Raw genomic sequence first — 1,564 nt, 5'->3', positions numbered from 1 at the left:
GCTGAACGACCTGCTGCGCGAGCGCGAGCGCCTCATCCAGGACAACGAGACGGCCTATGAGCGCTACCAGCGGCGGATGGAGCGGCTGTCGGACCTGGTGGTGCGCGCCGAGCGCGCCGGCCGGCCGATCCCCGACGAGACCATCAGCCGGGAGGCGCAGCGGGCGCTGGAGGACCTGGAGGAGGCCGAGCGCCGGCTGCAGCGCAGCACCGACGGCACGCGCGAGGCGGTCCAGGAACTCGGCTTCGCCTTCTCCTCGGCCTTCGAGGACGCGATCGTCCGCGGCGAGAAGCTGTCCAAGGTGATGGAGGGACTGCGGCAGGACCTCGCCCGCATCATCGCTCGCCGGACCATCACCGAGCCGCTCGGTAACGCCGTGTCCTCCGCGCTCTCCGGCTTCTCCTTCGACAGCATGTTCAGCGGCATCGGTTCCTGGCTTGGCGGACTGTTCCGCGCCGAGGGCGGCCCGGTCACCGCCGGGCAGCCCTACATCGTCGGCGAGCGCGGGCCGGAGTGGTTCGTCCCTCGCCAGTCGGGCGTGGTGCTGCCGAACGGCGTGGCGCCGGGCGGCACCACCATCAACACCTCCATCGCGATCGACGCCCGCGGGGCCGATGCCGGCGTCGAGGCGCGGCTGCGGCTGCTCGCCGGGCAGATCGCCCGCCAGGCCTCGGCCATGACGCTGGACGCCATCCGCCGCGGCGGCGCGGCCTACGAGACGGTGCGGGGGTAGCGGCGATGGTCGAGTACGCCTGGCCGGAGGTGCTGCGCCCCTCGCGGCTGGTCTTCTACCTGCAGCACAACACCACCCGCTTCGTCTCGCCGGTCACCCGCGTGACCCAGGTGCTCCGCCGCGAGGGCGCGCGCTGGGTGGCGGAGGCGAGCTTCGACCCGCTCAGCCCAGCCCGCGCCGGGCTGCTGGAGGGGCTGCTCGCGGCGCTCGCCGGCTCGGTGAACACCGTGCGCATCTGGGACTGGCGGCGGGAGTACCGCACCGGCGATCCCCGCAGCCAGGGCCAGGTGCCCGCCGGTCCGTATTCCTTCTCCGACGCCACGCTCTTCACCGACGGCACCGGCCTGGTGGTCGGCTCCGGCAATCCGTCGCTCGCGGCCGGCGCCGCGCGCGGCGCACTCGCCATCCAGACCCAGGGCTGGTGGCCGAATGCGCTCGCCATGGCCGCCGGCGACTACCTCGGCCTTGGCGGGCGGCTCTACATGGCCACCGAGGCGGTGACCGCCTCCGGCGCGGGGACCGCCACCATCCCGATCGCNCCCCACCGCTGCGCGCCGCGGCGTCGATCGCCGAGCCCCTGGTGCTGACCAAGCCCACCGTGCCGATGCGGCTCGTCTCCGACGACGAGGCGGCCAATCCGACCCGCCCCGGCCGCTTCACCGCGATCACGATCCGCCTCGAGGAGGCCCTGTAGTGTCCGACACCAACGGCACGCCACGGCTGTCACCGCATGCGGCTTCCTCCGCCACTTCGTCGGTCGCCGCACCCGTCGTGCTGGTCGAGCTCGACTTCGCCTCCGGTCCCTTCCGCGCCTGGACCGGGCTCGGCCAG

The 1,564-nt window shown here is 73.7% G+C and carries 1 pseudogene; it reads left to right on the top strand.

What is annotated here, in order from left to right:
* Positions 1-733, top strand: a pseudogene (locus ET526_RS21050) (tape measure protein); the annotation flags it as partial.
* Between the last annotated feature and the right edge of the window lie 831 nt (positions 734-1,564).

It is taken from the genome of Crenalkalicoccus roseus, assembly GCF_004761865.1.
GTDB classification, from domain to species: Bacteria; Pseudomonadota; Alphaproteobacteria; order Acetobacterales; family Acetobacteraceae; genus Crenalkalicoccus; species Crenalkalicoccus roseus.
This window is presented reverse-complemented; position numbering and strand designations above follow the sequence as displayed.